The sequence below is a fragment of the Veillonella sp. S13053-19 genome (genome assembly GCF_002959835.1).
Classification (GTDB): domain Bacteria; phylum Bacillota; class Negativicutes; order Veillonellales; family Veillonellaceae; genus Veillonella; species Veillonella rogosae.
On the sequence record NZ_PPDA01000015.1, the window covers coordinates 170631 to 195420 of the forward strand.

Below are 24790 nucleotides of genomic sequence, written 5' to 3' on the forward strand. Positions count from 1 at the left end.
CCTCCTTCTTAACTAAACCAACCTCGACTATCTGCATTAAAATCTTCAGCATCCGTATCTTCGTCCTCCTCATCGGTATCCAGATTATATTCGGGTAAGTATTTAACACCTACCGAGTCCGCCACCATGGCGTTGTATACACACGTATCCAACAAGTGATTTGTTGGATGACTGGTTAATGGTTTCCATTGCACTGTAACTGCTCCGGTCTTTACATTTCGGATTTCTTGCTTTTCCTCCGACCGGAGGTGCTCCGAATATTCCTCTGGGCAATCCTTAAATAAATGAATTGTGCCAGGCTCATTAGCCGGACGTACCATACGTGCAAATATAAAGTCCTTCCAATAATCGGTATTCACTACGTACAGCTTCATGCCTCCGATGACGCCCTTCTCGATGCTGCTCATCTTATAAGGCGGCGCTAGAGGACTGTGCGAAGAATCGCCTTTAACCGGCACACATACTTCTGGGTACTGCGCACAGTACTGATATACTTCATCTGTTCGGTAGCCACTATCGATACCGGCCCTCACAATCTTACGAGCTTCACCATACTCTGATGGATATTCTCTATCGATGAGTATCTCGGTTAAGTCTGACCAACTACTTGCTTGACCATAATCGACTAAGTAACTTGATACACCATGAGCGTAGGCTCTAACCTCCCACCAGAAATGATCTTGCTGCACATCGACAGATGCAATAAGTAGTGGCGCATGCTGTGGCACAATACCTCGAGGAACTTCCGATTGCGTAAACACGAGGTTCTGCGTGCTTTTAGTTTTCGCAGATTTCCACGGCTCTGCTAGCCACGAATTGATGAAGTTCATTAGCTCACTTGGCGTATTTTTTGATTTGACAAACTCATACGCTACATCCCCGAAGGTGACCCATGGAGAATATAGAGATGATAGATGATAGGCGACCGACCGGACGACTCGAACTTGCGATTCATTCACCGCCCGCCATTCACCTTGCCGGAGCATATCCATCTTATGCTTATCATCAATACGGTGCTTACAATGTTCGCACTCATAATATGCGGTATTACGTATCATATCCGCATTGCCATGGTGTTCTTCCGGCCATTTTATCTGTTTGAATTTGAGGGTCTGCGACACCCCGCAATGCGGACATGGCACGTAATACTGCTTACGTTCATTTGCGTCCATATAGGATTGCCAAATATTGCCACTTTCAATCGTAGGAGTTGACACCCTTACAATCTTCTTATCAACGAATGTCTTGGTACGTTCCTCAGCCAGCTTAATCGGATTCGCTTCCTTACCGGAGAAAGCTGGGTACTTATCAATTTCATCGAAGAATAAGTACTTAATTGACCGACTTGACAAGCTACTTGGTGAGTTCGCTCCTACGAGCACCATGTAATTCCCGTTAACGAAGTCTAACTCTAGTAGCTTACTGCTTTCGTCATACATGTCCGCAAGCGGCTCTACGCTCCTAATCATTGGCTGCACACGTTTATCACTAGCGAATTTCGCGATAGTATCCGTCGGATAAACCATCATAGTTGGAGACGCGGTTTGATGTAACGCATATCCAATCATATTAAGTTCTGTTTCTGTCTTACCTATCTGCGCACCAAAACATAACGAGATGCTTTCAATGAGAGGGTCTGTGAATTTATCCATAGGCTCCTTGAGGTATGGTGTCCGTGCTGTACGCCAGCGCCCAGGTTCGGCAGATATATTAGTCAGTACCCTGTACTTATCTGCCCATTCTGAAACGGTGTATCTTTCAGGTGGCTTGAATGCCTCTAATTCCTCAGGGAACCAGTCAACCTTTGGGCTTACCTTTTCCCTTGGCTTTGACTTTCGGCGTGTACTCACCTGCGCGTGCGTAGCTTTCGAGGTATTCTTCGACAAGGCCATTCACCACCTTTTCTATACGAGCACGTTCTTCAGGATCCGTGAACTCACTTCCGATACGCTTACCTAATTTGGTAAACGATATCTTCATCTCCAATACTCGGTTAGCCCATGCCTGTGCCACATCAGCACGAGATATGTATTCACCCTCTAATATTTCAAGAAGCTTTTTTTCACGCGCTGCTTTAGACTCTTTTAAGTCAGCTTCAGCAACTAACTTTCGAGTGGCTGCAGAATGGTCTTTTGTTTTATCCCCTTTTGCATGTCCGAGATATGCGAGCACCTCTCTAAGATTCCACCACCCTGTGGCAGCTTTCGGCATTCCTGATTTATGGTGCCTGGAAATAATTTCAGGAGTTACTCGTAGAAGGTCACAAAGCTGAGCACTTGATACGAGTAAATCGCCTGCGGTATTGAATTTGACTCTCGGTTTTGCGTCGGCCATTGTCGACCTCCTTTCTGTCTCTTGACATTCAACTTTCAACAGGAAAATTTCTCCTACACAGAGACATCTATCGCGCGGGGGCGACCAGCGGCCATTTTTCGCCCGCGGAGTACCTTTTCCAAATTTTTATTTTCTCAATTAGTTATTATCATTGATACTCAATAAGAAAAAGGGTAGACCTCAACTAAGTAAGGTCTACCCCGGGGCAGTGTAGCAGGCAGACATATTGTGCGGGCCAGACACTACCTGCTATCTACTACACTTACATTATATTAAATTAAGAGTGTGCCATTCTATGCCATCTTTTCAAATTCAGCTATTGCTCTCTTGTGAAGTCTGTGAACTTGTCGCCATGAATACCCTAATTCGACAGCTATCTGCTCCCATGGCAATGCATTAATGTATCTGAGATTCAGTACATCCCTGTATTGCCCGTCAGCGATTTGACTGATGACATGCTTGATCTTGTTTCGAGAATCAATCAACTCATCCCACTCTCTGTTTAGTTCTTCCCTACATTCCTGTAAGTGTTTACTGATTCGTGGCATAGCATCTCCTGATTCACATATCTGTATAGCTTCTGAATGTAAATCTCGGTTAATCGCATCTAGCTGAATCTCTAACGCACGCATTCGCTGCTCAGTATGACGGACAGCTTGAAGTTCTTCTCTAGCCATCATATGCGATAGTCTCCATATTTACTGATAATCATCTGTGCTCGTAGTAATCCGTCAATGTATCCGCTTTCACGAATTCTATCATCTAACATAGGTGACCTCAGTTGTCTATTACGGGCTCGTATGATGGCAAGACTTAAATCTGACTGTATGGCACCTACAATCACATCTGCCCTGCTCCTACGCTTTTGCATCCTTTACCTCCATACGTTCGACAATATCCTCGATGGCTTCTACCATGTCTGCTTTGCATTGCTCAACAGCGGTAAACATCTCCTCACACATGGCATATGCATCATCACTTAGGTCGTCATCTAATCTCTCGGCAACGTTATCTTTGAGATTATCTACGACCTTAACTATATCCATGACAAGATGATACGTGTCATCTAGATAGTGCCCTTTGTTAATTAGTAATCGCTCGATCTTTGTCATACTGTTCCCTCTTTGCAATTTCCCGATTTAGATACCAACGGGCTTTTTTCAAATCCTTAATTGCATCGTCCTTATGCCCAGCTCGGGATACATACTTTACTACATTACCCAATCGATACCCTAGTTTCTTATCTTCGATGTAATCGATAACCTCGATATTCCCTTGTGTATAATGGCTCGGATGATTGATATCATCATGTTGTTTAATTGTAGAATTAGGAGATTTAGCTGTTATAACTTTTCCCAAATACTTCAATCTTTCATCAGCTGCCAAACGTTTTAAGGTTTCATCAGCTGAAAGCTTAATGGGTGGTGGCGGGGGATTATTTGGTCTCTCATACAATCTACCTGAGGTCAGTCCCATTTCAATTTTATATTTTCGATTATCGAAGTATTTATCAACAATATCTGTAACTTGAATAATCATGTAACATACTATTACTACGATAGCTCCAATTAATCCTGCCATTATAAATTGATCCATATCAATCATCCTTTCTGTATTTATCGATTCTTGCTTTTAAACTTTGCAGCACATATTCCTGCGCCCGGTCCTTTTGCGCTAATGCATCCATCATATCCTCGTCACGAGTTCCCTCACATATTAGATGGTGGATAATTACCTTCTCCATTTGACCTTGGCGATGTAACCGCTTATTAGCTTGTTGGTATAACTCAAGACTCCAATTTAACCCGAACCATATTACGTGATTCCCGCCGTCCTGTAAGTTAAGCCCATATGCCGTACTAGCCGGATGCGCTAATAGAATATCAATCTCTCCAGCATTCCACGCTATCTCATCATCGGCACCCTTTAACTCACAGACTCGTAATTTAGTCTTAGCTAATGCTGCTTTTAGTCGTTCGCAGTCATGCTTGAAATTATAAAACACTAATGCAGGCTTGCCGTTTAACTGTTCTACAAGTTCCATAAATGCCTCAATTTTACAACCATGTATCTCGTGAACGTTCCTATCGCCATCATATACGGCACCGTTCGCTAACTGTTGTAGCTTTGTGGATAATGCTGCCGCACTCAAAGCTGTGATATCTTCGTCAGCTTCGATCAACTCTAATACAGATGTGCGTTCCATATCTTCATAGGCTTTTTTTGCTTTTGAATCTAACTGCACATATTTAATATCGTTGATTACTGGAGGTAGCTCCAAATAGTCACTTGCTTTCATGGATATGCATAACCCAGATATTGCTGCCATGATACTGTCATTTGAATCGGATTTAGGTTTATAGGAGTACACCATTTCGCGTGACCTCTGATCGGGCTCGAAATAGTAATCTCTAAATCCTGTATATGTTTTCCCTAATGACTCACCACGGTCTAATAAATACACTTGCGCCCATAGGTCGATTAATCCGTTAGGGGCTGGCGTACCTGTTAACAACACCATGCGCTTGATGTGGTTATGCATATAGGCTAATGACTTAAAACGCTTAGCTGTATGGTTTTTAAAGGAACTAGATTCATCCACAACTACCATGTCAAATGGCCATGTATTCTTGTAGTAATCAACTAACCACGTTACATTCTCACGATTGATGATGTAGATGTCGGCAGGTGTGTTTAACGCCTTAATACGCTTTTTCAAGCTGCCTAATACAGTAGATATCCTTAATATACCTACACCGTCCCATTTTCGTGCTTCTCGTTGCCATGTAGCCTCCGCTACTTTCTTAGGCGCTATGATTAACACTTTACGGATGGCAAATCTGGAGTACTTCAATTCGTATATGGCAGATAACGTGATAATCGTTTTCCCTAAACCCATATCCAGGAATAACCCTATCTTATTTTGATTAACGGTCTTGTCGATACAATATCGCTGATACGCATGCGGAATAAACTGCATTACGCTTTCACCCCGAATTCTTCCGTAAATTGTTCCAAATAACCAGCCACTGCATCTGCACCTTTTAACACAAATACTTTTTGATTTAGCTTTTGAAGTTCACGGGCTTGGACACCCTGCAATCGCGAAAGTACGCCTTTGGATGTCTTCAATTCTACGAAATGTATAACACCATTCGGCCATATGACGATACGATCAGGCACACCGACATTACCAGGGGATACAAACTTATACGCTTTACCTCCCGCACGTTTGACACCTGCAATTAATTTTCTCTCGATATCTTTTTCTAGCATTTCTCACCTCTGAAATTCTTAAACGTTAACATGTCTACATACGCGTATATGAGGGTTCAAATTAAGGCTGTAAAGGGCGTATTTTTTCTTAAAACTCTTTGTTTTGATATTTACCAGTATATAATGTTAACAATGTTAACCAACATATATGAATATAGATAAATACTGACTTTATGCGTTAACATGGTACGTTAACATTCTCCGATTTTGTTAACATTCTAATGTTAACAAAAATACTGAGAATGTTAACGCTTAATTGGGGATGTTAACACTAAAATTTCAGTTTTGACTCGTTGATTCTGAACCCTCTTTGATGTCCATATTCACCAAATCTCATTATCTGACTTCCCCCCATTGTGTACGGGGAGTCCGCCAGTATTTGATTAATTTCCCTGGTCTCGCTCTTCTTCATGCGACTTGGGTCGTTACCGAAACATTCCCACCATACCTCTGCTGCACAAATACGGTCACGATATACTAACTCTTGCCCCTCGGCAGGTTTAGCATTCATGCTAAGGAACGTCCTCCGGGCGCTACGACTCATCACATTCCAATTTAAAGGTACCTTGATTAATAAAAACTCATTAATCAGTCCTGCTTTAGTGTTTGATTCCATATGCGCCTCTCTAGCCGCATCAGCCAGTTTTAGTACAGCCGGGTCATCCTCAATAATGAGGCTTTCCCCGCTTTTATAACGATACAAGGCCTCCGCCCATAACTGGTCAACTTCTCCCGGAAGATTAACAAATATGTTCTTTCGCGGAGTCGTCATCTCAAGATCAATAGGCCAAAATCGGCGATTGCCTGTAATATCTTTTAGAAATTCATATTGATTCGTACTGCCAAAGAACACACACTGCCGAGGATACTCTTGCGTACGTCGGCCATAGGCTTGACGAAATACATCTACTTGACGACTTAAGAACTGCTTAGATGCATTTTCTTCAGCCCTCGAATACCCAGCCATTTCACCGGCTTCTATAATCCATTTACCTTGAATACCTTCTGCAGCTTCCTTACCTTCAAAGGTATTTAAGCCATCAGCGTACCACTTCTTGCCCATTGTGCGGATAAGAGTACTTTTACCAATACCCTGACCGCCGATAAGAATTGGCATTGTGTCATACTTGCATCCAGGCTCAAACGCTCGCGCTACTGCCGCCGTAAATGACTTTCTAGCGGCTGCACGGGTATACACATTATCCTCAGCCCCTAAGTAGTCGATGAATATGGTATCTAATCGGGCAATGCCGTCCCAGGATAACCCGTTAAGGTAATCTAGTACTTCATTAAATCCATTTTGTTCAGCGCACATAATGAGGGCATCCATGATTTTATCTTTGCCGGTGATATCATATTTATTTTCTAGGTACCACCGTAAGCCCGCATCATCTGCGTCTGTCCATATACGAAGTCCTGGTGTTGGGTTCCATGGTAGGGCCCCTTTTGCCACGTATCTCGAACCAAATCTATCATAGGCAAGTCTACCGACAAGCGCTGGATCATGGTGCATGATTTTAAGCATGTTATCCAATGTGTTCTTAGGTCGACCGTTCTCGTCGTACTTTAAAGTCGAACTTTTCATCCAGTCGACGTTTGTCAACGCATTAGGGTCGAGGTCGGATGTCTCAGCGTGAGCCGATACATCCGTGATAATATCAGCGAATACATTTGATGCCGATTCTCGAGCACGGGCCATGTTGAGTTCGTTAACGACTATCGTATCTTGCATAGCTAGTTTAGCCATAGCCATGTAAGATGGCAGCTTATGCCCAGGTGTCCCATCCTTAGCGGTCTCGTCTAAGCTGTGGAACTTATGCAACCGGATAAGGTCAAAGGCATTAACCAGTTGACCACTGCACGGGTCAGTATTATGGTGACTGAACAGGAATGTATCGTCATCATAGATAACCGCCCCTGCTACCGTTGAGCCAGTAACAAACGTTAAGCGGTCCTCGCTGCCGTCAACATCGACATATGCATGAGGTATGAATTTATCAATCGCCTCACGGATACCATATATTCGACAAAAGGCACCTACGATACCTGGTTTTTCTCTTGGATCAGCTTGCTTTGCAAGTAGCTGTTTTTCATGCTGCGATGCTTCCTTACCTGGTACTTGTGGCCAAGAACGCACATCTCGCCAATCAGTATATTGGTTAAGCATACCGTCAGCAGATAAGAATGCCTTATCGCCTACGTAATATACGTACTGTGCATCATTCGGACATGATGGCCAATACATAAGCCGAGAGGCCTCGAACGTAGTTCCGTCCATCATACCAATGCCGATGAGCTCTGCCAGCTTACGAGCGACAGGCTCATACTCATCAGGTGTCATCGTTCTATCAGTAGGGACGATAACACGTAACCGTGGACGATGCACCGTATGAGAACGGGTAGAGTAGATGACATAAGCCATGCCTAGGCTATCAATCGTGCGAGCGACGTTCTCAGTTTCCCCAGGCGATATGGCATCCATATCGAGGGTAATCAGATCACGCCCAGACACGTTAATAGCTTTACGCTGTAGACCGTTTAAAGTACCACCAACAAAGCCGCCTATGTCCTTTAGCTTGCTTTTCTCAGATTTTGGCAATCTGTGATATTCGTCCACGGTTTCTGTTGTACGAACGGGGATTTTGAGGCGTTCACAAAACTCGGACCACAACATCTCCGTACGGGTCCATTGCTTTGATGTGCGACTCGCACCGATACTGATGGTAATCAGTTTATCGTTTTGCAAGTGTATCCCCTCCTAATCTTTCATATAATAGTCGTTAGTAAAACCTGCTGATGATAATAGCAGTCCATCTGCCCAAGGAATGTCAATTGAGAATATAGCGTTAACATCATTTAACGTAGATTCTGCATTCTCCTTGTTGATTTCAAGTACAGCTTCATCATGGATGTGCATGATAATTTGATATCCTACATCCGCCAATCGGCGCAGAGTCAAAGCTAAGCAATCACGAGCGACTGCTTGTGTGATGTTTTCGACTAATTTGCCGCCATAGGTGCTTTCAGTAACCCATGCAGCGTTTACCTTAGTCTTAAAATGTACAGCATCCTTACCGAATGCATTTTTCTTAATGCTTGGGCTAGGATAAAATAGCTTACGTCCGCTAGGTAGTTCAATCGTCATATAACGGTAACCGTACATTGGATCAATTTCCAAACGGAACATAATGCCGTGGTCAAGGCCTATAGGATTCCCGGTAGTAACGGTGTACACGGCCGCATTCTCAACGGCATACCACAAATCTCGTATTCTAGGCGATGCGTTGCGCCATAAATTTACGATTTCAGGTAATTCCTCCTCATGGAGTCCCATTTCAAGAGCTCCCATGGCTTTTAATGCATTCACTCCGCCTTGATAACCGAGTGCCAATTCAGCGACTTTGCCCTTTTGTCTAAGGTGTCCATTTTCGCCATGTTTAACAACAGGGACGCCAAACATAGATGATGCAGAAGCACAGTATATATCTCCGCCCTCAGCGAATACACGTTGCCGCCAATGTTCTCCCGATAACCATGCAATAACACGAGCCTCAATGGCCGAGAAGTCGGCCACACATAATGTATTGCCTTCTTCAGCAATAATTGAGGTGCGAATTAATTGAGATAACGTATCCGATACATCGCCATATAGAAGTTCTAGCCCTTGACGGTTTTTGGTTTTAACAAGATGCCTAGCCGTGTCAAGGTTCTCGATGTAATTCCTCGGCAGGTTCTGCACCTGGATAAGACGACCCGCCCAGCGTCCGGTACGGTTGGCACCATAAAATTGTAACGTTCCTCTGAGACGAAAATCTGATCCCATAGCGCTATCGGTCATCGTATATTTAGATACCGATGACTTAGCTAGCTTTTTACGAATCATGAGTACTTTTGCGGCAACGTCATCAGCATCCATCAGAGCATCGGCCACAGTGTCCTTAGTTAATTTATCAAGACTGACATTAGTATTATTGTTTAGCCAATCAAGCAATTGATTTCGGCTGTTAGGGTTGCTAAGCCCCGTGATTTGGTAAGCCTCATTCATCAACATTTCTCGATTTTCCTCATCAATGTATAAGGCCCCCTCAACCAATTCATGGTCAATGCGTACACCGCTACTATTGATTTGGATATCAAGATACCAATCTTTCCACGTATCATCAGGTACGGGGAATGAGGCTAATCTGTGATAACATTCCATCTCAGTGATAACGTCCTGGCGGTTGTACTCAATGAATGCATTCCACTTATCCATATCATGTCTAGGTAGATTACGAGTACGGCCCCCATTACGTTTGGTAGGCTTACATGGTGCACAAAAGTACTTAATAAGTGCTTTCCCCGATGTGTCCTTTTTCTTATCCTGAGGTAACCCCAGGGCCTTGCCGAGTAAGGCTAGGCCCATAGGATATCCTAGGTAGGCACCGTGAATCATCGTGCACTGCCACTGATCAACAGATGTGAGTAACCCTGCACGATTTAGACACGTAATTTCAAATTGTGCATTGTAAGCATGCTTGATTACATCTGGACTTAATAAATCACGAATTACACTGTCAGGAATTACTCCTCCCTGCGCTAAATCTACAACTTCAACAGGACCAAAGTCGTAGGAATACGCAAATAGTAATATGGCGAAATCAGGCGATTCAGTATATTTGTACACTCCGAATGAGATATCAGTCGATGAATATGTTTCTATATCAATACTTAGATGCCTCATATCAGGCACCTATTAGTAAGGTTGACCAGTTACAGGGTTAATCCCTACAGGAGCTTGCTGCACGGATTGCTGAGGTGTCGTAGCATATGCCGGTTGTACATAACCTTGTTGAGCTGCTTGTTGTTGCACAGGTTGACCTGCTGCTACTGGAGCACCGGTATACACATTAGCCGCACTACCTTGAGGTGCACCAAATACAGAGGATGCTGCAACAGGCATGCTACCCAACGCTTCACCATCGCGTACTTTTTGAACAGGGCCCAAACCACATCCGATACCAGTGGATTGATTGGAGTAGAAGAAGAATCGAACGAGTACATTGACATACATGCCGGAGTATACTTGTGTAGGATTTGTGAGAGGGTTACCTTGAAGATCTACTACTTCAACTTTATAGCTAGCATCTTGTGCTGCTGTAAATACCCAATGACCTTTACATTCAGGACCAAACTCCTTACCAGATTGTGTGTATCCATCGCCGTCATGAATTGGCACTTTTGGCTGTGCCGGAACACGTGCGCCGAATTTAGTACGAGCTGATTGGATAGCAGCTTCGATAGCATTCATGAGAGCTTGGTGTTGAGCTACATCAGTTTTAGGTAAAAGAATAGTAGCTGAATATCTAGGTTTAGCACCAGGCTGTGTGGAATTAGCCCAAGGTTCTAATAGATGGCAGTAGGATACGCGAACATTTTGCAATAATACTTCAGTTGGTTGTGGAACGAATGACATAATTAATTACCTCCATTATTATCATTAGATACATTAAATATTTGCGCCGCAGTAGGTTGATTGGTAATCCGAGGGCGCTTATCGGATTCCTCAACTAAGGTAGGCTTGCCTGCTTTTTTAACAATCATATCGCCTACCATATCATTAAATTGGGTCTTACCGATGGTCTTTTCCATCTGTGCCAATGTTAATGTCTTGCGTTCATATAGAATGCTTTCATCGATACCTGCTTTGATTAAAGTGTCAATAGCAGCATCGGTGTCTTGAAATGCCCGACTACCACGACCCTCTACAGCTTTCCAGCCAGGGACTGTCACCCCATTAAGAGATTCAGTGAGTGCGTAGTCTTTCATATCTTCAAGCCATGCAGCAACGTCTTTCCCTCGACGAAGGTATTCACCGAGTTCTGTCATCGAGATAAGCCGAGGATCATGATTAGAAACTAGCGCACTGTATAATGAGTCGTTTGCATCATATCGGGCTTTGCACTGTTGTTTCGCCCTGCAGAATCTGCACCAGTCGCCGGGTTCAAATTTACCATTGCCAGATATAGCCTCGTCTGCACGAGGTTTGACGAATGTATTACCCCACTCCAGTAGTTCTGCCGTAGGGATTTCCCATTCGCTGATATTATTAACACGGGGCTGTACGATAGTCATTTTGACCGTATTGAACATATAGAGTAATCTATACGCATCAATCGCACCAAGAGCATATAACATCATTTGCGGATTGCGTTCCGCATCAACGACTACCCCTTTTCCGTGCTTATAGTCAACGATGTGCAAGGTGTCCCCAGATAGGATGATACAGTCAGCTGTGCCGAATCCATCGGGTACATAACGGCTAAAATCAACGCGTTTTTCAATGGCTACTACTGGAGTTGCCGTGCAACCTAACATAACACCTTTGACATATTCAAGGTATGTTTCCGAGGTATCGTCCATTTCTGGTTGCCACAACTCATCCTTTTTGATTTTGTTGAACTTGCGAGTATATGTGGATTTCGCCATGGCCGTGGTATACTTCTGTAGTTTTAACTCACACAGTTCGTGTGCCAGGGTTCCTTCCTTTGCATATACAGATGTGCTATCGGGAAAGTTCTCCTCTAGAAGAGGGGCGGCTGTACAATGCAGCCACCGGTGCGACCCCGATGCGTTTAATAATGCATGTGATCGAGGTGCCATTAGATTCTTGCCCCCAATCCTCTAATCGCATTTACTAATTCGGGGTATCTGTCCTCAGGTACTTCACCCAAGTATTGAACACCGAATTGTGCCATTAATTGTTGCAATTCTACAGCTTTTCCTGCGTCAAGTAATGGTGCAAGCGCCGCTTGAATTTCAGGCAATGTATACTTTTTAACTTCCTGAGATACGGGAGCAGTAACAGGTATTTGCACAGGTGCGGTAACTGTTTGTACCGGGGCATCAGTTGCCACGTTGACAGTTGGTGCTGTAACAGCTACTTGAGTAGGAGTAACTTGTACAGCTGCATTAGGTACCGTCATGGATACCGAGTTTGGTTGCATAGTTACTGTTGTAGTAGGCACAACTTGATTTGTATCTTGTGGTGTAAGATTAGATATGCACACGGACGGTGCCGCTACTGTAGATACTACTGCGTCCACTATGCCAGGGGCTTTATCATCCATTGCTCTATCGCTATCTACAAAACTTTTGAATTGATTTAACACAGCTTTTAGCTGATTATATACGTCTAGTACATTAACTCCTTGAACTTCAACTTTAATCATTATTTAACTCCTCCTGAATATTAATAATTGATTGCTTATAATACGATTCTTTTAGCTCGAACCCTAAAGCCCTACGGCCCATACGAAGTGCCATAACTGGGACCGTCCCAATACCAGCAAATGGATCAAGTACGATATCATTTGGATTACTCCACAATTCTATGCATCGAGCCACAGTATCTAGCTGCAGCGGGCAAATATGACGTTCGTCCTTATTGTCACGAGCTGCTTTATAATTCAGCGTATGCGTTTGGCGGATATCGGCCCATACAGGATTAGCATATCGGCGCCATACTTGATGGCTATATATAGGCTCCGTATTGTATTTTTGCTTTTTATCAAACAAAACTGGATCGGGCGTAGGTCTTTCAATTCCTTTGATTCCCTCAGGTTCCTCTTGACCGAAAAACTGGGTAAACCCTTCTGGATGCGCGATGGGCTCCGGATTGTCACCAGGTTTACGCAATGTAACGATGTAATCAGGCGCCCCCATACGGCACATGGCAGAATCTTTTACAATTTGCTTATGTAAAAGCCCTAGAGCCTTTGTCCGAGTAGCCTCAATGAGAGGGTCTTTCCAAATCGTGACTCGGGAGTGCATCACGAATCCAGCATCCTGAAAGGCTCGAATAATGTCACCAGGAAAGTCTTTCATTCCGATAACACCGTCCCTGGATTTCGTGAGTGGTAAATCCATACAATGGACCGATACTAATCGCCCAGGCATTATTACACGGTATAGTTCTGCGATTAAATACTTGAAATGTTGCCAAAACTCGATATCAGTAGATGAGTTGCCCATATCCCTATCAGAATTAGAGTAGACATACAAACTACTAAATGGCGGGCTAAATATCGAGTAATGAACGCTATCATCAGGTAGCCCTTTTAGCACTTCTACTGAGTCGCCGTTATAAATTGCAAATCGGGACTCAATTAACTGATTTAGCACGTTCACGTTGTAAGTCCTCCTTTGCTTTCTTATTTAGCGCTTGCAGCATTGCGACTCCAGCAAGGGAGGCTATAGCTTTATTCATGCCTGCGTCAACAGCTAATTTAGTTAATTTGGCTGCTCTTAACTCATTGATGTGGATGACTCTTATGTTATGATCCTTAGCATAAGCTAGCTCTAAATTGCACCCGGTTGAGTTCTCCCAGCCGTTGCACACTATGATTGCATCGCAGCCACTTAGAAGGTCAATGCACCAGCCTATGCCGGTATCATAATCGACCTTATTATACAGATGCCCCAATATGTGAATAGGTGATAGGAATATATTATGAGTATCACTTCCAAAAGGTTCCTTTATTGGAAATACGCCCATATCATCCTGCAGCCATTTTAATACCGAGTCAGCATTCTTTTTATTTTTAGCCAATCCTCCGAATGGATGGCTTATGTAAATTTTAGTCATATAACAGCCCTCATTTCTGCCCAGTTAGGCAACACCATCGGCACACACGGATTGTATTCCGTTGATTCCCGTCTAGTTTTAGATAATTCAGTACGAACAGCGTCACGGGTTAGTGCAATCATAGCGTCCCTCATTTTTATAGCATCCGCTTCCTTACGTTCGATGTTTGCTTTAACCGCGCCCTCCTTTTCGGAGATTACAATATATGCGTTCACCTCATGCTTCTGGCCAAATCGCCAACATCGGCGAAGTGCCTGATAATACTGCTCGTAGCTATCAGATAGCCCAACAAATATCATATTGTGGCAGTTTTGCCAGTTCATTCCGAATCCAGCGATACTTGGTTTTGTCACCAAGCATTTTAGGAATCCAGAACCAAAACCTAACATCATGCCCTGTTTTCGAGTTGCCTTATCACTACCTTTGACGTCCTCTGCGAGATCAATCATTTCTTTCAAAGTAGTCGATTCATCATTAAGGTCGCACCACACTAGCCATTGCTCATTAGATGCATTGACTAAATCAGCTGCTGCTCTACATCTTGATTCAAGAGATGCTTTGCGAGCCCTGCGGCGTTCCAGTAAGGATAAAGTAGGGACATCCTCACCTGTTTTATCAACAACAATTTCATGTACGTGTAACTCAGGCAATTCATAGCCATCATCTTCATAACCCAGGGATGCCGGATTATCTAGCACTACTGCCCATGACGCCATCCACTCCCAAAAGGTATTCTCTGCATGGCCTTTTAATCTCCATTTAGCGGTATCACTACCATCGTGTGTGAAATACATAGATAGCAACTCATTACGGCTCATAATGCCGAGGAACTCCGCATGATTGCCAAGCTCCATATAGTCATTTGGAGCAGGTGTTGCAGTACATGCCAACCGATATGGTGTATTACTGAATCGATTTATTAAATCCGTACGTACTTTACCAGTAAACGACTTTAGGATACTCGATTCATCAAGCACGACACCTATCAAATTGTCAGTATTGAATCGTCCCAATTTCTCATAATTCGTAATATTAACGCCTGGCACAATATCATCATCGGATTCGCATATAGTCACAGGAATATCGAAACGTTCACCCTCGGACTGTGTTTGAGCGGCCACAGCTAGTGGTGCTAATATGAGTACTGATCCACCCGTGTGTAGATAAATCTCATATGCCCAGGACAGCTGCATTAAAGTTTTACCTAATCCACAATCCGCGAATATGGCAGCTTTACCTTTTGCCAAGGCCCACTTAACAATATCTCGTTGAAAGTCAAATAGGTGTATGTTTAGCATATCTGCATCAATAACAAATCCGTGAGATTCTGACATTTTAGACTTGGAGTTGATGAAAGCGTTATAATTCATAGACAGACGCCTTTACAGATTCATACTCAGTAAGTAATGCCGAGAATTCTGGATTATCTTTTGCAAGTAATCGGTACATAGTCAAGCGCTCAGCGTTCTTAGCCTTTTGTTCGAGTTTCTTTTCGATATCCTCCAACTTAGCTCGATCGCTTTCACGTTTATCGCATTTAGAAGTATCGATAACAGCAATGACCTGTTTAATGACGTTCCCTTTGAAACCTTGCATCCGAACAGTATCAAGGTCTTTTGCCTTTTTCAAAACACGAGCAACGCCTAGTCCATTTCTTGATTTAACAACAACCCAATCACCAACACCAATGTTATCGATTGGAATATTTGTATCGGATTCGTAATATCTAAACCAAAATTCATCTGGGTTATGTACTGGTGTGTTATTTTGCCAGTAATAATCACTGGTATCGTAAGTAACTAATAGGAATTCCATAAGATGTCCTTTCTGTGATATAATCAACGTAGAATATTATTTTTCTAATTTGAGCTTGTTGATGTTGCCGCATCATCAGGCTCATTTTTTATGCCCAAATCCTCGCATTCATCAGGAATGCAATAATCTCGCTTTGGACAGGTACTACAATTTCGCAATTTAATCACCTCCTTATATGCATTTAGTTGTAATATGGATTGCGACAGTATTCGCCGCATTTTCTTACTTGCGGGATGTACTCGACATCTTCGCGGTCTTCAGCATCGACTTCCGCCATATCCTTTTTGTAACCATACATGGATATGGCCAAACCGATGAGAGCCTGCACACAGAACTGTACATATCCTATTTGGTCGAGCTCTAAAGCTCCTATAGAGCCTGCGATCAGAAACGTGCCAATTAACATGTAACCCATTAATACTCGTCCTCCTCCTCTTCAATTCTTTCAGCCGTAATACCATCTGTAGTGACGATAATACGGATTTCCGACTCGTCGTAATCACACATAAAATTTTGCAACTCATATGCCGCATCCATAATATTGCTGTTGATGTGATTTAAAATACGATCAGATTCGATTGCTTTCATATGGCGTTCCATATTCTTTTGATTTGCTGGTATTTCAGTCATGTTTTAGTCCCTTCCTTCCTCATAACTTTGTAAGTAAGCTTTTAACTCATCAACAGTTTTATGTTTCAGTGATGCAATTAGATTGTCAGCCAGCAGGGTTGCCGTTCTGTGTGCAATCTCATTACCATATTCATTAGAGCTTGTTTCTGTAGCAGGTTGATATCGCTTATCGTGTTGGAAAGCATATTCTTCCCTCCATATGGCATCTAATAGATCCCCTTTGAATGTCATTGGCTTACCTCCTATTGAATTCCTGCGGATTTGAATTCCGCATCAACTACTTTCACATCCCAACCTAGCGAATGGACAAGAAATGTTCTAAATCCCTCTTTATCGATGACAAAGCTTCGGGATTTCTTACCAGGCGATTGCCAAGCATATGCGAATGGAAATCGGTCTCTTGCGATGCCCTCTCGGGTTGCCGTTAGGCTAACACCAAGTACAGCCGACATTTGGGCGACCGAAATCACTTTTTTAATCATGTGCACTGCCCCTCCTTTCATATAGCTTTTAAAATCATTCTGATTTCTTGACCCACCTGTAAACGATCTTTAAATGTATCTTGATTACGGAAATCATCCATATAGACTTCTAGCATCTCTCGGTATATTGCTGCTTTGAAGCTTTCTGGTTTCTCTACATCTTCTCGATACGGTTTTAAAATTGTAACGGGCTTACCAAATTCATAGTCGATAAAGCCCCTAGCCTTTAGCCGGGCTTTCATAACTCTAACCTTACCGTTCGGCCATCCAAGTAAATTTTCCATTTCCTTGTTGGTCTGCAACCCGCTATCACGGTAAGCGTTATACAAAAGTTCCAAATCCGTCATTTACTGCTCTCCTATTTTTTTATATCAATACTAAATTTCGTATTTAGGAGGTAAAAAAAAGTTCATCAATCGGCATATCTGTTTGTAAAGCGTCCTGTACATCTTTACATTCGTTTAATGTCAATGGGTACTTCCCATTTAACTTATCTAAAATTGTTGCGTATCTTACGCCTAATTTTTCAGCGAGCATCTTTTTAGACCAGCCTTTTCTTGCCAACTCTGCATTTAAGTTAGGGTACATATTCTCACCTCTTTTCTTATGTAATATTAAATTATATATCAGTAATTCGATATTTCGTATCACCTCACGTCTGTAGTATAATACGAGATTTCGTATTTGTCTAATAAACTTTCGTTTAAATACGTTTAATAGCAATTTAAATATGTTATTTCGTATTTATATATTGAAATTTCGTATTTTTATATGCTATTATATATGTAAGTTATAAATAGGAGTAATACACTATGACTAGAGAAGAATATTTAAAGCAACTTATACTTGAAGATTCAGGCACAGTAAAGGACTTTGCTCAAAAAATTGACATGCCTTACACCACATTACACTCCATATTGAAAAACGTAGGTGGTGCTGCAATCGATAAAATTATTAAAATTTGTAACGGGCTTGGTATTACGGCAGACGATTTGGCTAATATAGGGGAGCCATACACCGAAGGCTACTACACAGACCGAGAAGCAGCCGAATTTGCAGAGTATCTACGCACACGACCAGGGGCTCGTATGCTATTTTCTGCAGCAAAAGATATATCCAAGGAGCAAATGGAAGAAACAGTCAGATATATTGAATTTTTAAAATCCAAGAATAAGTAATATCTACAAGGGAGAGTGATATTATTGATTATTAATTTAATTTATTGTGACTTACCGAATGCTAAAGCGGTTTCTGAAGAGTCAGATGATGTAGATACTCATAATATCTACATAAACAAAAACCTCCCTCATGATCGTATGAGGGAGGAAATAAAACATGAGCTAAGTCATATTATTCGTGATGACTTTTATGTTGATCATCATGTTAATTTAGTCGAGCGTATGGTTAGACTGTCTCAACTTGAAGATGGCGACCTTAACGGAATCGACTTTTATCATCATATTATTTAACACGGGGAGATATAAAAATGAAATTGCGTAAATTGTTGCCTTTAATGGTTATGTTCAGCCTGTCTGTAAGTACTTCTTTTGCCGCACAGTTTATTGATGTAACTTCGGATACATACAATCAAATATGGAGTGTTGGCCAATCATATAAGACGGACCGCAAATTAGAAAACCCTGTCAATTACGGTGTTGAACTTCGGAGTGGCGCAGGCGGTGCTGCCGTATTAGTTACACCTGGCACAATAACAAAGTACATCGCTTACTCTAAAGACGAGCGCCTAATATTTCCTGGAGAAGCATTTAAGAGCGCAGTAGTAAATAGCAATGACTATGTATATATTGCCACTTATGCAATGCATCTGAAGAATCCATTAGCCGGTACTGTAGCTCAACAAATTCCATCGCAGCGATTACTTATTGAAAAAGACGGTAAGTATATTATGCCTGAACAGATGAACTCAGTTATATATGACGCAATGCCACATAGCTATGCTATCGTATATTATGCTTTCCCTAAAAATGTAGTGCTTAACGCACCGTATACAATTAAGTTCATCAACGGCAACGGCGATAAAATTGAAATCCCTATTACTACAGAAAAGATAGCGGATATCATTGATAAAGAAAATAACTTAGTATTTAAGTCTAATTAAAAAAGATACTTTACTATAAAAAAATCCTCTACCCTACTACAGAGTAAGAGGCTTAGTGATAAAGAAAAGACCCTCACCAGTGTGAGAGTCTTTTCTGAGGGGGAATGTTGTTGTGGGAGAAGATTAATCCCTACATGCATATAACGTTTACGAGAAGAATATATCAAATGTGTTTTTGATGTGTCAATATAAAGGTTATTATTTAAAAGGAGATAAATATGGATTTCCATACTATAGATATTCCTGAAGTACCGTCTAATAGAAAATACTGGTTTCTAAGAACAGAAAACGGTGAGTATTATAAAGATTTCAAAGAAAATAATTTTATAGCCTACGGCTTAGATGAAATATCAGAAATTCCTGAATTAAAGGCTGCTCAGACTGCAGAGGATGCATATACAATAGTTTATTCAAAATTATTAGCCATAAAGAAAAACAAACGTTCTGCAACGTTCTATACTAAACAAGTTTTAAAATTTGTTAATAGCTTTAATATCGGGGATATTGTCGTAATCCCATCTAAACGTAGCGTAGAGTATAGTATTGGCATTATTGAGTCAGATGTCTATGTAGATACTAGTTTTATAAATGAAGCCCCTGAAGCCCTAAGAGGTACATATGAGCCTTATACACTGTGCCCATACTTAAAAAGACGCCGAGTTAGATGGCTAAAAGTTGTAAGGCGTGACAAATTACCTATTCAACTATTAAGATTTGCATTCGCCCATCAAGCTTTAGCAGATGTAACTAAGCATGACCATTATATAGATCGATTATTACATCCAGTCTACTCGAAAAACAATAAAGCTTATCTCTCACTAATCATTAACCAAAGAAATGGTATACCTGCCGAAGAGATGGCAAACTTGCTTTCTGCACCAATCACTCTTTTACGCCTATTAAATGATATTCTTCCTCCAGAAATTGCTAACGACGATTCAATTATAGAATCCCGAGTAATTGTAGAATCGCCTGGAACGGCCCAATTTATTGGAACTACATCTAAAATAGCTGGAATACTGCTCATCATAGGGGTATTTAGCATTGGAGCAAATTTAAAAGTCAATGTTTCTGGGATTGAGTTGGAGTTGCAGTCAAAAGGGCTAATTCAATTGTATTTAGATCGTGTTTCAGAAGAGCATCGACACGAAGAAAAAATGTATGAGCTAGATTTAGCGGCTAAAAGATTAAATAGCTCTCTTAACGCATTAGAAGTTAACACGCCAAGAGAGCTAATAAAATAAGTTATAAGATTGTAATAGTCACGCATGTAAAAGTAATTACAGCAGCAACTATAATGATTATATATTTAGTAATTTCAATTCCTATTACAGAATAATGCCAGATGGATGGCATCCATATAAAAGGCACCGCTAATATAGCTGATATAGCCGAAATAAATGCACCATACCAAACAGCATATCCTATAAGTTGATATAACGTACTCATATGACTACCTCCTATCCTTTCTTATCTTCATTATAAGACTTACTTAACATTCTGTGCAATACCCCTACTACAAAAAAATAAGCCCTCACCGCAGTGAGGGCTATTAAAAATATCATACCTTAGAGGTACTCTATTTTTACTCCACAATTATTATAGCATACCTCTAAGGCTATTCACTATACCAAGGAGGATATTTATGGCTATGAAACGAGCTAACGGTTCTGGAACCGTATATAAAATGAAACACAAGCCGTTACGCAAGCCCTACAGGGCTGTAGTAACCTATGGCTACGATGCTAACGGCAAGGCTATTCGTAAATCAGTAGGCACATTTGCCACACAAAAGGAAGCTTACACAGCCCTTGCCCTCTACTCTACCAATCCACCGCAAGAAGAGCAACGCAAAATTACATTTGGCCAATGCTTTGAGTGGCGGATTGAGGAAGCAGAACGCCAGGGGTTGTCTGCTGGTAGAATGAAGATCATCCTTACAATACAAAAGATGGTTAGCCATCTTAACAATATCGAGATGAAGAATATGCGTGCTGCACATTTCCAGCCTATATTCGATAATTCAACACATACTAAATCGTATCAAAAGTTAATCAAGGCTATCATAGTATCAGTAGGCACGCTGGCCGTAAAACAGGAAATCATACCTAGGAACTATTTCTCCGATATTATCATCAATAAGAATGCTACGCCAATCAAAAAGGCTAACATTTTTTCAAATTCGGCCCTCTACGCCCTTTGGCAATACTCCGACGATATAATTGCCAAGCTAACATTGATATACGCCTACACGGGCCTCAGATTGAACGAATTGCAGACTATGAAGCTCGACAATATCCATTTGAAAGAACGATATATGATTGGCGGCTCTAAAACGGAAGCCGGCAAGGATAGATGTATTCCTATCGCGGAATGTATCTACCCTTTCATCAAGGAACTATATCAGCAAGCCAAATTTAAGCGTGTAGAGTGCCTTTTGGATAAGGTGATACATAAGGATACCTACCGACGTGAAATGCAGCGTATGTGCCAAACTCTTAATTTAGGAGAACACAAACCGCATGATACACGCCACACCTTCATATCGATGGCCAGTAATATCGGAATCGATGAAATTATCATCAAAAGGATCGTTGGCCACTCAAGTAAGGATAATATCACCCAGGAAGTTTACACGCACAAAACTATACAACAATACATTGATGCGGTTAACCGATTACCACACGGCGAAGCCCTCCTAAAGGGTGAGCAACGGTTGAGCAACGCTGACAAAATGTAGCGATTTTTGCCAATTTTGAAAAACAAAAAAGCCAGTAAACATAAGTGTTTACTGGCTTTCTACGTTTGCGTTCTTATTCAGCGGAAATTACAGATACTGGGCAAACGGATTCGCAAGAACCGCAATCGATGCAAGTATCGTTAATTTCGTATTTAGTTTCGCCTTCAGAAATAGCAGAAACTGGGCAAACAGATGCGCAAGAACCACATTTAATGCAACCATCAGCAATAACTCTCATAATTAGGACCTCCGTCAAAAATATAGATCAGAACTTTTGTTATCATTTAGAAAGGCACTTGCCTCAACTTATGTTCTCATTATCACACAGTTCTAATTGAAAGTCAAATGAAAATGATAAAAAAATGTATATTTTTTTGCATAACAATTTTTCCTTTTTGTCATAAAAAGACTATATCTATCTATATTTTGATATTATTTTTCATTTAATTAAATGAGTATTATACTCAATAAATGAGAACGTACCAATTATCATTTAAATTAAAATACTTAGTAGTATACTAGGAATTTAATTATCAATATTCATTATCATAAAAAAACGAGGCCAAATCATACGATTCAACCTCATTTATATTTATATAGTAAAGTAATATCTCTACTATTATTCACTATGGACCTGTTATTCACTATATAACAATAATACTATTTATTTTCTTCTTATAACACTTAGAAAGATGTTAAGAATGTTAGTGTACCTAAAACAACGCCTGCAAGGTTTGGTACGATTAAAATATAATCACGTTTAGGTGATTTTGTCCAACCATATAATACCCAGATCAAACAGGATACTGCTGCAAATAATGGTTGCCATGGTTGACTAGGTTGACCATGAAGATTAGCAATTATTTGTGGGATATAGGCTAAAAATACAAATACACCAATAAATGCACCAATAGAACCAACTAACATGTTAAATCTTTCTTTTGTCATAGATGACCTCCTTATTCAACATTACATTATTATATATTACACAATATACTATATCATATTTTTTTCGATGTAGTCAATTGTGTAAAATTAATCATGCAAATTAGTTTAATTCATATTGCTTTTGATTACACTTATATGTAATCTATATTAAAATCATATAGGCTAAAATCATAAAAAACGAGGCCGAATCTTACGATTCGACCTCGTATGTGCTTTATAGTAGAGTAACCTATCCCCTATTATTTACCAGGGAAGAATGGCCATACCATTGGAATGATAATTAAGCTTACTACGAAGCAAACTAAAATCAATGGAACACCGGCTTTTACATAGTCTGTAAATTTGTATTGGCCAGGACCAAGTACTAATGTATTTGGAGGTGTACCTACAGGTGTACCGAATGCACAAGATGCAGCAATGCCAATAGCCATCAATACTGCATGAGGGTCAGCGCCCATACCTTGGGCAATGGAGATGCCGATAGGAGCCAATAATGCACTAGATGCTGTGTTAGACATGAATTGAGTCATAACACAAGACAAGATGAACAATACAGCTATTGCAAAGTAAGGGCTAGGATTATCGCCTATAACGCCGATTACAGAATTAGCAATCATTTTACCTGCACCAGATTGGTCAAGTGCAGTTGCCACTGGCATCATACCAGCGAATAAAAAAATTGTTACCCAGTCAATAGAAGTGTACGCTTGTCTTTCGTTCAAGCAACCAGTTAATACGCAAAGCATTGCGCCAATAACTGCAACCATGCTCAATGGTAAGTTAATACCATAGCCTTTTAGGAAGTCGCCTAAAATCATAGCGATAATTACGCCTAAAAGAATAAGACCAGAGAATAATTGTTTCTTAGGATCGTTAGAAATATCTTCTGCAGCTACTTCTTGTTCTACTTCGCCAGCATCTGTAATTTCATGATTAGGTAATAAATGTTTACCAATAAGCATCATGAATACGATAGTAGCGATAGTCAAAGGAATACCAATCCAAGCAAATTCGAAGAAACCAAATTGTGTAAGACCAAATTTAGCTAATGTACCACTTACAATAATGTTTGGAGGTGTACCAACCATTGTATTGATACCACCAACACCTGCAGCAAAAGCCATAGGCATCAATTGGCGAGACGCAGGAATCTTAGCAACAGCACAGATACCAACAACTACTGGAAGTAAAGCAGCTGTTGTACCAGTGTTGGACAAGAATGCGGACATAATTGCTGTAATAACCATGATGGCAAGCATTAAGCTATTTTCGTTAGTACCAGCACGAGATACTACAGTTTCACCAATTTTTTGAGCTAAACCAGTGTAGAACAATGCAGCACCAACAACGAACATCCCAGCGAACAACACAACTGTACTATCAGATAAACCAGAGAATACAACCTTAGGAGTAATAATACCCATAAGGCCTAGAGTAATTGCGCCGCCTAGAGAAGTAATAGCTAAAGGAATAATTTCCGTAACGAATAAAACAGCCATGACTGCAAGGACGATTAAGGTTTGTTCTGCAATACCCATACATCATCATCTCCCTTCAGAGAAATGCACTGATTGTATTAGATGAGATATAAAATATAGCCTACAATACTGATAGCCAAAGAATAATACTTCCCCTAAAAAACCTCGGCTATTAAACCAAGTATATTTAGTTCTACGTTGGAACCATTTGGCCTTTTTTTCATTACCGATAATCAGTGCAGTAATAAAAAACACAATAAATGCCCAAATAAAACAAATCAGTATTTTTAATTCTATCGATAACAAGTGACCACCTCTACTATTTTAAAAGCACTAGAAGAT

At 41.0% G+C, this 24790-nt stretch carries 31 protein-coding genes; 5 read left to right on the plus strand and 26 right to left on the minus strand.

Going from position 1 to position 24790, the window contains the following annotated elements:
* Nucleotides 1-8 precede the first annotated feature (8 nt).
* The 22 genes from VEHSUH06_RS10180 to VEHSUH06_RS10290 all read right to left on the minus strand — a co-directional run bounded on the left by VEHSUH06_RS10180 (nucleotide 9) and on the right by VEHSUH06_RS10290 (nucleotide 17751).
* Complete coding sequence (locus tag VEHSUH06_RS10180) at nucleotides 9-1652, minus strand: terminase gpA endonuclease subunit (protein ID WP_233187943.1); 1644 nt, start codon at nucleotides 1650-1652, stop codon at nucleotides 9-11.
* A gap of 145 nt (nucleotides 1653-1797) precedes the next feature.
* Complete coding sequence (locus VEHSUH06_RS10185) at nucleotides 1798-2334, minus strand: hypothetical protein (protein ID WP_105098795.1); 537 nt, start codon at nucleotides 2332-2334, stop codon at nucleotides 1798-1800.
* 293 nt (nucleotides 2335-2627) lie between these two features.
* Nucleotides 2628-3014: a DUF1492 domain-containing protein gene (locus tag VEHSUH06_RS10190; protein WP_105098796.1), complete on the minus strand. Its 387-nt coding sequence runs from the start codon at nucleotides 3012-3014 to the stop codon at nucleotides 2628-2630.
* A gap of 177 nt (nucleotides 3015-3191) precedes the next feature.
* On the minus strand, nucleotides 3192-3446 hold the full coding sequence (locus tag VEHSUH06_RS10200) for a hypothetical protein (protein WP_105098798.1): 255 nt from the start codon (nucleotides 3444-3446) through the stop codon (nucleotides 3192-3194).
* Nucleotides 3418-3930 carry a DUF3310 domain-containing protein gene (locus VEHSUH06_RS10205; protein WP_199179793.1) on the minus strand — a complete coding sequence of 171 codons (513 nt, stop codon included), beginning with the start codon at nucleotides 3928-3930 and terminating at the stop codon, nucleotides 3418-3420. Before VEHSUH06_RS10205 ends, VEHSUH06_RS10200 begins: the two co-directional genes overlap by 29 nt.
* A gap of 1 nt (nucleotide 3931) precedes the next feature.
* A complete protein-coding gene (locus VEHSUH06_RS10210) occupies nucleotides 3932-5314 on the minus strand; it encodes a DEAD/DEAH box helicase (protein WP_105098799.1) in 1383 nt (460 codons plus the stop codon).
* A complete protein-coding gene (locus VEHSUH06_RS10215) occupies nucleotides 5314-5610 on the minus strand; it encodes a VRR-NUC domain-containing protein (protein WP_105098800.1) in 297 nt (98 codons plus the stop codon). Before VEHSUH06_RS10215 ends, VEHSUH06_RS10210 begins: the two co-directional genes overlap by 1 nt.
* 271 nt (nucleotides 5611-5881) lie before the next feature.
* A complete protein-coding gene (locus tag VEHSUH06_RS10220; RefSeq protein WP_233187944.1) occupies nucleotides 5882-8227 on the minus strand; it encodes a virulence-associated E family protein in 2346 nt (781 codons plus the stop codon).
* Between the two features lie 141 nt (nucleotides 8228-8368).
* Nucleotides 8369-10333 (minus strand): DNA polymerase, encoded by a 1965-nt coding sequence (locus VEHSUH06_RS10225; RefSeq protein ID WP_105098802.1) that lies wholly within the window; start codon nucleotides 10331-10333, stop codon nucleotides 8369-8371.
* A gap of 12 nt (nucleotides 10334-10345) precedes the next feature.
* Nucleotides 10346-11065: a DUF2815 family protein gene (locus VEHSUH06_RS10230; RefSeq protein ID WP_105098803.1), complete on the minus strand. Its 720-nt coding sequence runs from the start codon at nucleotides 11063-11065 to the stop codon at nucleotides 10346-10348.
* A 2-nt stretch (nucleotides 11066-11067) separates the two neighbouring features.
* Nucleotides 11068-12252 carry a DUF2800 domain-containing protein gene (locus tag VEHSUH06_RS10235; RefSeq protein WP_105098804.1) on the minus strand — a complete coding sequence of 395 codons (1185 nt, stop codon included), beginning with the start codon at nucleotides 12250-12252 and terminating at the stop codon, nucleotides 11068-11070.
* On the minus strand, nucleotides 12252-12821 hold the full coding sequence (locus VEHSUH06_RS10240; RefSeq protein ID WP_105098805.1) for a hypothetical protein: 570 nt from the start codon (nucleotides 12819-12821) through the stop codon (nucleotides 12252-12254). The genes VEHSUH06_RS10235 and VEHSUH06_RS10240 overlap by 1 nt, the downstream gene beginning before the upstream one ends.
* Nucleotides 12814-13779, minus strand: a complete 966-nt coding sequence (locus VEHSUH06_RS10245; protein WP_105098806.1) for a DNA methyltransferase — start codon at nucleotides 13777-13779, stop codon at nucleotides 12814-12816. The genes VEHSUH06_RS10240 and VEHSUH06_RS10245 overlap by 8 nt, the downstream gene beginning before the upstream one ends.
* Nucleotides 13754-14236 carry a DUF4406 domain-containing protein gene (locus VEHSUH06_RS10250; RefSeq protein WP_105098807.1) on the minus strand — a complete coding sequence of 161 codons (483 nt, stop codon included), beginning with the start codon at nucleotides 14234-14236 and terminating at the stop codon, nucleotides 13754-13756. The genes VEHSUH06_RS10245 and VEHSUH06_RS10250 overlap by 26 nt, the downstream gene beginning before the upstream one ends.
* Nucleotides 14233-15606, minus strand: coding sequence for a DEAD/DEAH box helicase (locus tag VEHSUH06_RS10255; RefSeq protein ID WP_105098808.1), 1374 nt, complete (start codon nucleotides 15604-15606; stop codon nucleotides 14233-14235). Before VEHSUH06_RS10255 ends, VEHSUH06_RS10250 begins: the two co-directional genes overlap by 4 nt.
* Nucleotides 15596-16051 (minus strand): hypothetical protein, encoded by a 456-nt coding sequence (locus tag VEHSUH06_RS10260; protein ID WP_105098809.1) that lies wholly within the window; start codon nucleotides 16049-16051, stop codon nucleotides 15596-15598. Before VEHSUH06_RS10260 ends, VEHSUH06_RS10255 begins: the two co-directional genes overlap by 11 nt.
* Before the next feature lie 181 nt (nucleotides 16052-16232).
* The gene (locus tag VEHSUH06_RS10265; protein WP_105098810.1) at nucleotides 16233-16466 is read right to left on the minus strand and encodes a hypothetical protein; all 234 of its coding nucleotides are present in this window, start codon (nucleotides 16464-16466) and stop codon (nucleotides 16233-16235) included.
* Nucleotides 16466-16681, minus strand: a complete 216-nt coding sequence (locus VEHSUH06_RS10270) for a hypothetical protein (protein ID WP_105098811.1) — start codon at nucleotides 16679-16681, stop codon at nucleotides 16466-16468. The genes VEHSUH06_RS10265 and VEHSUH06_RS10270 overlap by 1 nt, the downstream gene beginning before the upstream one ends.
* A gap of 3 nt (nucleotides 16682-16684) precedes the next feature.
* Nucleotides 16685-16912 carry a hypothetical protein gene (locus VEHSUH06_RS10275; protein WP_105098812.1) on the minus strand — a complete coding sequence of 76 codons (228 nt, stop codon included), beginning with the start codon at nucleotides 16910-16912 and terminating at the stop codon, nucleotides 16685-16687.
* An 11-nt stretch (nucleotides 16913-16923) separates the two neighbouring features.
* Entirely contained in the window at nucleotides 16924-17163 is a 240-nt protein-coding gene (locus VEHSUH06_RS10280; protein WP_105098813.1) for a hypothetical protein, read from the minus strand.
* Between the two features lie 17 nt (nucleotides 17164-17180).
* On the minus strand, nucleotides 17181-17510 hold the full coding sequence (locus VEHSUH06_RS10285) for a hypothetical protein (RefSeq protein ID WP_105098814.1): 330 nt from the start codon (nucleotides 17508-17510) through the stop codon (nucleotides 17181-17183).
* Between the two features lie 43 nt (nucleotides 17511-17553).
* Entirely contained in the window at nucleotides 17554-17751 is a 198-nt protein-coding gene (locus VEHSUH06_RS10290) for a helix-turn-helix transcriptional regulator (RefSeq protein WP_105098815.1), read from the minus strand.
* A gap of 224 nt (nucleotides 17752-17975) precedes the next feature.
* On the opposite strand from VEHSUH06_RS10290, the gene VEHSUH06_RS10695 reads away from it, so the two are divergent.
* The 4 genes from VEHSUH06_RS10695 to VEHSUH06_RS10310 all read left to right on the plus strand — a co-directional run bounded on the left by VEHSUH06_RS10695 (nucleotide 17976) and on the right by VEHSUH06_RS10310 (nucleotide 20526).
* Entirely contained in the window at nucleotides 17976-18341 is a 366-nt protein-coding gene (locus VEHSUH06_RS10695; RefSeq protein WP_146251420.1) for a helix-turn-helix transcriptional regulator, read from the plus strand.
* 15 nt (nucleotides 18342-18356) lie between these two features.
* Complete coding sequence (locus tag VEHSUH06_RS10300; RefSeq protein WP_105098816.1) at nucleotides 18357-18632, plus strand: ImmA/IrrE family metallo-endopeptidase; 276 nt, start codon at nucleotides 18357-18359, stop codon at nucleotides 18630-18632.
* A 17-nt stretch (nucleotides 18633-18649) separates the two neighbouring features.
* Nucleotides 18650-19282, plus strand: a complete 633-nt coding sequence (locus tag VEHSUH06_RS10305; protein WP_105098817.1) for a hypothetical protein — start codon at nucleotides 18650-18652, stop codon at nucleotides 19280-19282.
* Between the two features lie 218 nt (nucleotides 19283-19500).
* Entirely contained in the window at nucleotides 19501-20526 is a 1026-nt protein-coding gene (locus VEHSUH06_RS10310) for a hypothetical protein (protein ID WP_105098818.1), read from the plus strand.
* Between the two features lies 1 nt (nucleotide 20527).
* Here VEHSUH06_RS10310 and VEHSUH06_RS10315 read toward each other — a convergent pair whose 3' ends face one another.
* Nucleotides 20528-20731 carry a hypothetical protein gene (locus VEHSUH06_RS10315; protein ID WP_105098819.1) on the minus strand — a complete coding sequence of 68 codons (204 nt, stop codon included), beginning with the start codon at nucleotides 20729-20731 and terminating at the stop codon, nucleotides 20528-20530.
* 196 nt (nucleotides 20732-20927) lie between these two features.
* Here VEHSUH06_RS10315 and VEHSUH06_RS10320 point away from each other — a divergent pair, with 196 nt between their 5' ends.
* Nucleotides 20928-22022 carry a tyrosine-type recombinase/integrase gene (locus VEHSUH06_RS10320; RefSeq protein WP_105098820.1) on the plus strand — a complete coding sequence of 365 codons (1095 nt, stop codon included), beginning with the start codon at nucleotides 20928-20930 and terminating at the stop codon, nucleotides 22020-22022.
* A 73-nt stretch (nucleotides 22023-22095) separates the two neighbouring features.
* On the opposite strand, the gene VEHSUH06_RS10325 is transcribed toward VEHSUH06_RS10320, so the two are convergent.
* From VEHSUH06_RS10325 to VEHSUH06_RS10335, 3 genes are all read right to left on the minus strand, one after another.
* The gene (locus tag VEHSUH06_RS10325; RefSeq protein ID WP_005386021.1) at nucleotides 22096-22260 is read right to left on the minus strand and encodes a DUF362 domain-containing protein; all 165 of its coding nucleotides are present in this window, start codon (nucleotides 22258-22260) and stop codon (nucleotides 22096-22098) included.
* A 446-nt stretch (nucleotides 22261-22706) separates the two neighbouring features.
* Nucleotides 22707-22970, minus strand: coding sequence for a SemiSWEET family transporter (locus VEHSUH06_RS10330; RefSeq protein ID WP_009351145.1), 264 nt, complete (start codon nucleotides 22968-22970; stop codon nucleotides 22707-22709).
* A gap of 239 nt (nucleotides 22971-23209) precedes the next feature.
* Nucleotides 23210-24508: an SLC13 family permease gene (locus tag VEHSUH06_RS10335; RefSeq protein WP_105098821.1), complete on the minus strand. Its 1299-nt coding sequence runs from the start codon at nucleotides 24506-24508 to the stop codon at nucleotides 23210-23212.
* Nucleotides 24509-24790 lie beyond the last annotated feature (282 nt).